Origin of the sequence: Candidatus Protofrankia californiensis (assembly GCF_900634765.1) — a bacterium.
GTDB lineage: Bacteria > Actinomycetota > Actinomycetes > Frankiales > Frankiaceae > Protofrankia > Protofrankia californiensis.
In genome coordinates this window covers 1-9,207 of the sequence record NZ_CAAAFT010000071.1, presented here as the reverse complement: position 1 = coordinate 9,207, position 9,207 = coordinate 1, and the positions used below count along the sequence as shown (strand labels likewise).

The window sequence follows — 9,207 nt, the reverse complement described above, 5'->3', positions numbered from 1 at the left end:
CCACTGGCGAGCCGCCCCGGCCGGCGAGGCGGCTCGGCCGGCACGCCCTGGGGCTGATTCGTCGCCGCCAATGATCCAGACGGCGGACGGCGGACGGCGGACGAGGGGCGCCGGACGACAGACGGCTCAGGCCGTGGCCGGCGGCGTGGTTCCTGAGCCCGCAGCCGCGGCCCTGGCAAGTCGGCGGGCCAACCGGGTGATGAAGAACTTCAGGACGGCCGCCAGTATCGCTCCCGTCCCCGGCACGAGCGGAACAAAGTTGCCCTGCCACACGATCTCGGTACCGCCATCCACCGGTGTCAGATCCACCGTTTCCAGGTAGTCCCGCACCGGCAGACCCGAACGGATCCGGTAGGCATGCCTACGAGCCGGGACGTGCTCAACGATCTCTTCGCGGGCGATCAAGGGTGGCCGACCGGCCCGGCGTACCGCTCCCACTCCGCCCGGCGGGGGCGTACCCTCCCGCTCCCACCAAGATCGTGATATGAACGGACTCGCCCACCGTGACCAACCAGCGCCGTCCGCCAGGAGATCGAACACCGCTGACGGTGCAGCCGCGGAAACCTGGGTCACCACGTACGCACGACGCCGGCCGCTCACGACGCCTGCCGCTCAGGCCGCTCGGTTCGCGCCACCAGATCGGTCCCGGAAGCGACGGCCGGCCGCTCCCATACCCGATGGATGCTCACACCTTTACCCTTCGTCAAGAAGATAGACGTCGGCAAGGCACCGCGCAGGTTCCACCGCGACGCTGCCCTACCCCGCCTCACGGTCTGCTTTGATCACGGTCTGTCCTGCGCTTCTCCCGCGTCCCACCGATCTTCCACATCCCGCGGCTCTCCCACCTCTCACAGGCGACCGGACGTGAGGGCGCAGCTCCCGAGATCGACGATCGTCGTTGCAGCTGCGCGCACGTCACTACCTGCCCTCGTCCAGTCACTACCTGCCCTCGTCCAGTCGCCGCCTGCCCTCGTCCGGGGGTCGGAGCCAACAGGCGGACTGCCACGTCTCACGATGGACCGCCTGTGCCAAAGGTCGACGGCGGGTCCAGCCATGCCTTTCCAGATCGGGAATTTTCTCATGATGCGTAACCGGACCGAGACACAACCACGCGACCGGCCGGATACCGTCGGGAATGTCCAGCATGCCTCGGACAGCCTGTTCGCGGAAGAACGACACCCAGCCGCAACCGAGGCCCTCGGCTGTGGCCGCCAGCCACAAATTCTGAATCGCCAGACACACCGAGTACAGCCCCGCGTCGGCAATGGCATGCCGGCCCAGAACAGCAGGTCCGCCACGCTCCCCGTCGTAGGTCACCACGACGGAAAGCGTGGACTCCATAACACCGTCGATCTTGATCCGGGAAAAGCGGGCAGCCTGCTCGCCTGTCAGTGTCGCGGCGAAGACCGCCCGCTCCCGCCTGACATGCTCGTAAAAAGCGCTCCGGATCCGTTCGCTTTCGATCACGATGAAGTCCCACGGCTGGCTCAGCCCGACGCTGGGGGCCGCGTGGGCCGCGGCAAGCACCCGGTCCAGGACTTCGTCCGGGATCGGCGCCCCGGTGAACTGGGCGCGGACGTCGCGTCGCCGATGGATCACGTTGTACAGGTCTACAGGCATGGCAGGCTCCCGCTTGCTGTCCACCACCCGACCGTCGACGGGTGGCACAGATGCGAGGCCGGTCTTCGGACTCTCGGATCAACGCCTGCCCGCCCGGCCTTCCCAGACCACGTGGTCCAGTGGCTGCGCCTACGCGCGTGGACGGCGGCTCCCCGATCACCGCGGCGGGCCCGTGCCGGACTTTCACCGGCTTCCCGATTCTCCCCGGTTTCCCGGCGGCCACAGAGCGCGATCATGATTTTTTCGCGCGCTCGCAGGCACCAGGGAACCTGGGGCACCTCGCGAACAATGCCACCGCGATCATCTCACGGAACGGACGCGGCAGAGCCTGTTCGCCCCCGATCCGCTGGGACCGGGGTCTGCTGCGTCCAGCCGCGCTCCTCGCGCAACGTACGTACGTCCCCGCCCCAACTCGAAGGCGACCCCCGCCTGCTCATACGCCTCCGCAGCATCCGGCTCAGTCATCCGGCGATCGTCCCCGGAATCGACCGGAAGCCGTACTTCACGTAGAAACCGGTTGCCGATTCGTCGATCGCATCCACGATGAGGAAACGGGCCCCGACCGTTCGGGTTGCGTCGACCACCCGGCCGAGAGCCTCCGCGAGCAACACACCACCCAGCCCCTGGCCCTGCAACGCCTTGTCCAACGCCAGTCTTGCCAGCAGAACCGCCGGGATCTGCGCCGGATTGCCCCGTCCCAGCGATCTAGGAAGATCGTCACGTACCAGCAGATGAGCGGCAATCGTGCAATAGGCGACCATTCGGCCATCGATCTGCCAGACGAACGTACGCCCGGCCCGGCAGACCTCAACACTCAGTGCATGCTCGTGGAACCATCGATCAAGATCTGGTTTACCGCTCTCGAACAGTGACGTGTCGTACTGCTCGTCCGGAGGATGTGGATCCGATGCGGTGACCGCAGCATCGGATCCACATCCTCCGAGCCGCCGCACAGCACGATCGCCAGTCGGATCAGCCACCCCCGCGGCCCCCAGTCAGCCGGCGTCGGTCGACGCGACGCCGACCGGGCAGGACACCCCAGTCCCGCCGAGGCCGCAGTAACCGTTCGGGTTCTTACTGTCCGAAAGGTACTGCTGGTGGCACCGATCACCGAGATAGCTGCGATCAGGACCGGTAGACCTCCCTGCGGTGCCCCACCCGAACCACCGTCACGACGATGCGCCCCTCCTCCACCAGGTAGACCACCCGGTAGTCCCCGACCCGCAGGCGCAACGTACCCGACGGCTTGCCAACCAGCGCACGCACACCAGCCGGACGTGGGTCGTCCGCCAGCCGAGTCACCGCAAGCAACACCCGACGAGCCGCAGTCCTGTCCAACTTGCGCAGTTCACGCAGCGCCCGCGTCGTCCACTCGACCTCGTACTTCACCGTCAGGTCAGGCCGAACTCCGCCATCACGTCCCGATGCGGCACTCGGGGCTCGCTGGAGGCGAGCGCCTCCCTCGCGGCGACGAGATCAGACTCGTCCTCGGCCTCTTCCAGATCCCGCAGGTCCTCGATCGAAATGACCGCAGCGACCGCGCGACCGTGACGGGTGAGCACAATCCTCTCGTGGGCGTGCTCCGCCTTGGACACAATCTCACCGAGGTGGTCCCGCGCCTCACTGATTGGCATCTCGCTCACACCCCGAATTGTACAAAACGGGGAGCGGACGCGCTCGACGAAGAACGTGGACGAGCGCCGACCGACCAAACTCCTAGCGGCCGGCGCCCCAGCTTCAGCCGGCGTCGGTCGAGGCCACTCCGAGCGGGCAGGACACCCCAGTCCCGCCGAGGCCGCAGTAACCGTTCGGATTCTTACTGTCCGAAAGGTACTGCTGGTGGTAGTCCTCCGCGAAGTAGAACGGCCCGGCCGGGGCGATCTCCGTGGTGATCGGGCCAAAATCGGCCGTGTCGAGGACGGCCTGGAAGGCGTCCCGACTACGCTGCGCCGCTGCAAGCTGTTCGTCCGAGAAAGTGTAGATCGTCGAGCGGTACTGGGTGCCGACGTCGTTGCCCTGGCGCATGCCCTGGGTCGGGTCGTGCGCCTCCCAGAAGACCTTCAGCAGGTTCTCGAAGCTCACCACGGCGGGGTCGAACACCACCTGCACAGCCTCGGTGTGCCCGGTCAGACCCGAACAGGTCTCCTCATACGTCGGATTCGGCGTGATTCCGCCCGCATACCCGACCGCGGTCGAGTACACCCCCGGGGTCTGCCAGAACTTCCGCTCTGCGCCCCAGAAGCAGCCAAGCCCGAACACGGCGATCTCCAGCCCCGCCGGGAAAGGCCCCTGCAACGGCGTACCGAGGACGGCGTGCCGCTCCGGCACGGCGAAAGCCGGTATTCGACGACCGGGCAACGCCTGCTCGGCTGTGGGTAGGGCCGACTTGTGACGAGCGAAGATCATGACTGAAAACCTCCGGGATTCGGAACGACCAAAGGCTGCGCGAAAGAACATGATCGCGCCGCCTTCGACCCACTGGCGGCGGAGCCTGAAACGTCAACCGCATCCGTCCCCGGTACGTTCCCCGGCTCCCGTGGTTGTCCACCCGGGATCCAACGCGGATCTCCGCCCGGCCGTCCGCCCGGCCGGCTGGCCACGCCGGCAGCCATGTTGACCATGCCGGCAAGCCATGGTGGCTGTGGCCGCAAACAATCGTGGCCGACCGGGCGGACGTCCCCGCGAGGACTACAGAACCGGAAACTACAGAACGAGATCCTCCAGCATGGTGGTGACCAGCGCGGCGATGGGCGACCGCTCGGAACGGGTAAGCGTGATGTGCGCGAACAGCGGATGACCCTTCAGGGTCTCGATCACAGAGGCGACCCCGTCATGCCGACCCACTCGCAGATTGTCACGCTGCGCAACATCGTGCGTCAGTACGACCCGTGACCCCTGCCCCAGTCGCGACAGCACGGTCAGCAACACGCCGCGTTCCAGTGATTGCGCCTCGTCCACTATGACGAACGCATCATGCAGCGACCGGCCACGGATGTGCGTCAGCGGCAGCACTTCGAGCATGCCGCGGTCGACGATCTCCTCGATGACCTCCGGGGAGACCAGCGCGCCAAGCGTGTCGAAGACGGCCTGCGCCCAGGGCGCCATCTTCTCGTTCTCGCTGCCCGGGAGGTAGCCGAGGTCCTGGCCGCCAACCGCATACAGCGGCCGGAACACCACAACCCGTCGGTGCAGCCGGCGTTCCATCACCGCTTCGAGGCCGGCGCACAACGCCAGCGCCGACTTGCCGGTACCGGCCCGTCCACCGAGGGAGATGATCCCGATGTCGGGGTCGAGCAGCAGGTCGAGCGCGACGCGCTGTTCCGCGGATCGCCCGTGCAGGCCGAACGCCTCCCGGTCACCTCGAACCAGGCGCACCTTCTTGTCCGCGGTCACCCGGCCCAGTGCGGAGGCGCTGCCGCCGGATGCGGTGAGCACCAATCCCGTGTGGCACGGCATTCCGGCCGCCTCCGGGATCTCGACGGTCTCGCGGGCGTAGAGCCGGTCCAGATCGTCCTGGGTGACGGTGAGCTCCGCCATGCCGCTCCAGCCCGAGTCCACCGGCGTCTGCGCCCGGTACTCCTCGGCGGAGAGCCCGACCGCGGATGCCTTTACCCGCAGCGGCAGGTCCTTCGTGACCAGGACGACGTCGTTGCCCTCCCGGGCAAGGTTGAGCGCGACAGCAAGAATGCGCGAGTCATTGTCATCCACCCGAAACCCCGGTGGGAGTACCGACGGGTCGGTGTGGTTGAGCTCGACCCGCAGCGTTCCACCGTCGTCCAACGGCAATGGCTGGTCCAGTCGACCATGGCGGATTCGTAGATCGTCGAGGAGGCGAAGGGCTTCGCGGGCAAACCAGCCCAGTTCGGGGTGGTTCCGCTTTCCTTCCAGCTCCCCTACAACTACCAAAGGAAGCACTACATTGTGCTCCGCAAACCGCAGCAGCGCACTAGGATCAGACAGGAGCACGCTTGTGTCGACGACATACGTTCGTGGCACACGCCCACCCGCTTATTCGGAGGAAGTCCGGGACCGGGCCCCTCTGGGGAGGCCGGGTACCGACCTCCTGGCGTTGTCGCGAATGCGGCACCGAGGGGCCTCCCGAGTGGCCCGGCCCAGTGCCGGACCACGACTTGAGCCATCTGGATCCGCTCGGTGGATCGCCGTTCCGCGACGCCCACCCGGCGTACCCAGGGCCACACGTTAGCTCCCCCGCCGCGAAAGCGCGACCATCTTTGCACAACACGCTCAGCAACAGTCACCGACCGTATAGTGATGGCCAGCGGGAAACCGCTTGCACTTCAGCCACAATCGATGATCGCCTTCTCTGGACCGTGCGACAGAAGACAACTATGTGTCCCTGCGTTCGTATCCCCACGTTTCCCTGCGTTCACGTGGCCGGCATCTCGGTCGGAGAACGGACGGCCACGACGACAGGCCACGACGACATTTGCGCCGGACAGGGCAAGTCGCCAGACATGACAGTGACAACAGACACGACAGCGGCAAGCAGACAGTCGGTACGACAGGCGTCAGAACATCGACAAACCGTGACGACAGCGGTCGGGTCGGCATCCGTGGCACATACCGGACGCCGACCCGACCGCCTCCAGCTTCAGCTCCAGCCATAACCGTTGGATGACCTTGGTTACGGCAGTGGACCCTGGCCAGAGAGCCCAAGGCAGCGCGATCATGATTTTTTCACGCTCAGGATCACTATGGGGTGATTGTCACCACGTACGTGGCCGCAGCCACCCCTGCCCCTGGGAACCGGGACCCATCGGCCCCGGTATCCCCCGAAATCAGTCCTTCAGGCGGCCGACCAGCGCCTCCTGCTCGGCCCACAACTCGGCCGGAAGCGCATTGCCGAAGGTCCGGTAGTGCTCGGGGATCAGCTCCGCCTCCTGCTTCCACAGCTCAGTGTCGAGGGTGAGCAACTCCGCAAGATCTTCAGCGGGGACGTCGAGCCCATCGGTGGGCAGGGCCTCGGGCGTGGGCAGGGTACCCAGCGCGCTCTCCACACCCTCGGCATCGCCCTCAAGCCGACCGATGATCCAGGCCAGGACCCGGCTGTTCTCACCGAAACCCGGCCACAGGAAGCGACCCTGCGCGTTCTTGCGGAACCAGTTGACGTAGTAGATCCGCGGGAGCTTCTCCGGGTCGGCCTGACGGCCGATCGACAGCCAGTGCGCGAAGTAGTCGGCCATGTTGTAGCCACAGAAGGGCAACATCGCGAACGGGTCACGCCGCAGTTTGCCGATCGCGCCGGCCTGTGCCGCGGTCGTCTCCGAGGCGACGATCGACCCGAAGAACACCCCGCGCTGCCAGGTCGGCGCCTCGGTCACCAGCGGGACCGCGCTCGCCCGGCGCCCGCCGAACAGGATCGCCGAAATCGGGACACCCTTCGGGTCCTGCCACTCCGGCGCAATCGTCGGGCACTGGCTCGCCGGCACGGTGAAGCGGGCGTTGGGGTGCGCAGCCGGTTCGGTGGACTCCGGCGTCCAGTCCCGGCCCTTCCAGTCCACCAGGTGAGCCGGCTTGTCCTTGGTCAGCCCCTCCCACCACACGTCACCGTCGTCGGTACGGGCGACATTGGTGAAGACCGTGTTGCCCCACAGGGTCGCGATGGCGTTCGGGTTGGTCTCCACACCCGTGCCAGGTGCCACCCCGAAGAAACCGGCCTCGGGGTTCACCGCGTAGAGCCGGCCGTCCTCCCCGAACCGCATCCAGGCGATGTCGTCACCGACGGTCTCGGCCTTCCAGCCCGGCAACGTGGGAATGAGCATCGCCAGGTTGGTCTTGCCGCAGGCCGACGGGAATGCCGCCGCGATGAAGTGGACCTTGCCAGCGGGCGAGGTGAGCTTGAGGATGAGCATGTGCTCGGCCAGCCAGCCCTCGTCCCGCGCCATTACCGAGGCGATCCGCAGCGCGTAGCACTTCTTGCCGAGCAGGGCGTTACCCCCATAACCCGAGCCATAGGACCAGATTTCCCGGGTCTCCGGGAAGTGCGTGATGTACTTGGTCGAGTTGCACGGCCACGGCACGTCCGCCTGACCAGGCTCAAGGGGTGCGCCCAGCGAATGCACACACGGGACGAAGAAGCCGTCGTCGCCCAGCTGTTCGAGAGCGGGGGCGCCCATACGCGTCATCGTCCGCATCGACACGGCGACATACGCCGAATCGGTGATCTGAACCCCGAGCGCCGAAATCCGCGAACCTAGCGGACCCATGCAAAACGGGACGACATACATCGTCCGCCCCCGCATGCTGCCTTCGAACAGGCCCCGCAGCTTCACCTTCATCTCGTCCGGATCGGTCCAGTTGTTAGTCGGCCCGGCGTCCGCGGGGTCCCGGGAGCAGATAAAGGTACGGTCCTCGACCCGGGCGACGTCGGTGGGATCGGAAGCAGCGTAGAAGCTGCCCGGGCGCTTCTCGGCGTCCAGCGGGACGAACGTGCCTTTGTCGACCAGCAATTGGGCGAGTTCGGCATACTCCGCGTCAGAGCCGTCACACCACCAGATGCGCTCCGGCTGGGTGAGTTCGGCGATCTCGCGCACCCAGGCAATCAGCCCGGCATGCCTGGTCGGGACGGCGTCCAGCCCCGGAATCTGCGCCGCGGTCGTCACAGCTCCCACCTCCGCTTGAGTCGAGCCCACCACGGCCTCGCCATAGCACCTATGCCCAGCCATGGGAAGGTCCACTCGTGCCCGGGGCCGCGGAACGCATGCGCGGTCACCCCGCAACACTGTGCCCGCAACTCACCGTCCACCACATAGTGGATCAGCCACAGCCATAGGCGATTCGAGGCCGTGTACAGGATCTTTTGACTCTACCGTGGGAGCTTCCGACAGTCGCGCGGTCGAGCCATGGCAATCGGTCAAATCCGCGCGCTTCGAAGTCGGCAAGAAGCCGATCAACAACTCCCACTGGCAACCATGACGGCAGCAAGATACGGTGACCGTGTGACCACGACCGCACCTGGCCGCGACTTCCGTCACCATCCGAACGACCTGGTGCGACCAAGGATGCGCGGATGGTTGCACACAGGTGCCTTCCCAGTCAGCCTGGCACTCGGCGTCATCGCCATTGCGCTGACCACGACGTTCCGTGCACGCGTGGCAGTGGGCGTTTATGCGCTAAGCATCGCCATGCTGTTCGGTACGAGCGCGTTGTATCACCGAAAAATGTGGTCAACATCACGTGCGCGATCTCTGATGAAACGGCTCGATCATTCTATGATCTTCGTTTTCATCGCTGGAACTTACACGCCGTTGACCTTGCTCGCCCTACCACCGCGGACCGCCAGGACGATACTCACGGTGGTCTGGGGCGGCGCCGCGATCGGTATTGGGCTGCGGATGCTCTGGCTGCACTCGCCGCGCTTCCTGATGGTGCCGCTCTACATCGCCCTGGGCTGGGTGGCGGTCTTCGTCATACCCGAGCTGCTGCACACCGCGGGTGTCGCGACGATGGTTCTGATCCTCGCTGGTGGCGTCCTATACAGCCTCGGGGCATTTGTCTACGCGTCCCGACGTCCCAACCCGGCCCCGCAGACGTTCGGCTACCACGAGGTTTTCCACGCATTCACCC

The 9,207-nt window shown here is 66.1% G+C and carries 9 protein-coding genes, 1 pseudogene and 1 riboswitch; of the genes and pseudogenes, 1 reads left to right on the top strand and 9 read right to left on the bottom strand.

All coding sequences use genetic code 11. The features are described 5' to 3' along the window. Window positions 1-126: 126 nt before the first annotated feature. The 9 genes and pseudogenes from DD1DGNOD_RS04460 to DD1DGNOD_RS04420 form a co-directional block, all read right to left on the bottom strand. Window positions 127-576: an SRPBCC family protein gene (locus DD1DGNOD_RS04460; protein ID WP_165034742.1), complete on the bottom strand. Its 450-nt coding sequence runs from the start codon at window positions 574-576 to the stop codon at window positions 127-129. A 363-nt stretch (window positions 577-939) separates the two neighbouring features. Next, complete coding sequence (bluB, locus tag DD1DGNOD_RS04455; protein ID WP_131765338.1) at window positions 940-1,620, bottom strand: 5,6-dimethylbenzimidazole synthase; 681 nt, start codon at window positions 1,618-1,620, stop codon at window positions 940-942. A 39-nt stretch (window positions 1,621-1,659) separates the two neighbouring features. Continuing rightward, a riboswitch (cobalamin riboswitch) is annotated at window positions 1,660-1,859 on the bottom strand. A 222-nt stretch (window positions 1,860-2,081) separates the two neighbouring features. Continuing rightward, complete coding sequence (locus DD1DGNOD_RS04450; protein ID WP_165034740.1) at window positions 2,082-2,573, bottom strand: GNAT family N-acetyltransferase; 492 nt, start codon at window positions 2,571-2,573, stop codon at window positions 2,082-2,084. Between the two features lie 42 nt (window positions 2,574-2,615). Then, window positions 2,616-2,723, bottom strand: a pseudogene (locus DD1DGNOD_RS28775) (peptide-methionine (S)-S-oxide reductase MsrA); the annotation flags it as partial. Window positions 2,724-2,745: 22 nt separating this feature from the next. Continuing rightward, window positions 2,746-3,009 (bottom strand): type II toxin-antitoxin system RelE family toxin, encoded by a 264-nt coding sequence (locus DD1DGNOD_RS04440; protein WP_131765336.1) that lies wholly within the window; start codon window positions 3,007-3,009, stop codon window positions 2,746-2,748. 2 nt (window positions 3,010-3,011) lie between these two features. After that, window positions 3,012-3,254, bottom strand: a complete 243-nt coding sequence (locus tag DD1DGNOD_RS04435) for a type II toxin-antitoxin system Phd/YefM family antitoxin (protein ID WP_131765335.1) — start codon at window positions 3,252-3,254, stop codon at window positions 3,012-3,014. Between the two features lie 103 nt (window positions 3,255-3,357). Beyond that, the gene (msrA, locus tag DD1DGNOD_RS04430) at window positions 3,358-4,026 is read right to left on the bottom strand and encodes a peptide-methionine (S)-S-oxide reductase MsrA (RefSeq protein ID WP_131765334.1); all 669 of its coding nucleotides are present in this window, start codon (window positions 4,024-4,026) and stop codon (window positions 3,358-3,360) included. A 297-nt stretch (window positions 4,027-4,323) separates the two neighbouring features. Further along, on the bottom strand, window positions 4,324-5,616 hold the full coding sequence (locus tag DD1DGNOD_RS04425) for a PhoH family protein (protein ID WP_131765333.1): 1,293 nt from the start codon (window positions 5,614-5,616) through the stop codon (window positions 4,324-4,326). 803 nt (window positions 5,617-6,419) lie between these two features. Continuing rightward, complete coding sequence (locus DD1DGNOD_RS04420) at window positions 6,420-8,243, bottom strand: phosphoenolpyruvate carboxykinase (GTP) (RefSeq protein ID WP_131765332.1); 1,824 nt, start codon at window positions 8,241-8,243, stop codon at window positions 6,420-6,422. A 399-nt stretch (window positions 8,244-8,642) separates the two neighbouring features. On the opposite strand from DD1DGNOD_RS04420, the gene trhA reads away from it, so the two are divergent. After that, a partial coding sequence (gene trhA, locus DD1DGNOD_RS04415) for a PAQR family membrane homeostasis protein TrhA (protein WP_241255462.1) occupies window positions 8,643-9,207 on the top strand: 565 nt, incomplete at its 3' end.